General features: G+C 41.6%; 1 protein-coding gene. It reads left to right on the plus strand.

Translation table 11 applies throughout. The features are described 5' to 3' along the window. Positions 1-298 (plus strand): hypothetical protein (locus ICG50_RS13070; protein ID WP_187661337.1); only part of this gene is annotated, 298 nt, incomplete at both ends.

The raw sequence follows: 298 nt of genomic DNA on the forward strand, positions 1-298 counted from the left end.
GAGACCGATGCTTTAATCGGTGCTGCACCGTCACTTATCAGTCCATACGAAAACATCAATCCATGGACCCAAACCATCTACGTAAGAGTATTTTATACCCTTACGGGATGTGCTAACTATGTTCAATTACAATTAATTGTTGATCCAACTCCTGAAGCTACCGAGCCAGATGATTACGAGTTATGTGATTACACGGGACAAGTAGGCTATGAGGCTTTTGATTTAACTACGACAGTCCCACAGATATTAGGCAGTATCGACCCATCATTAGTGAATGTCACTTTCCACCCAAGTTTTA

Source organism: Flavobacterium buctense (assembly GCF_014486695.1).
GTDB classification, from domain to species: Bacteria; Bacteroidota; Bacteroidia; order Flavobacteriales; family Flavobacteriaceae; genus Flavobacterium; species Flavobacterium buctense.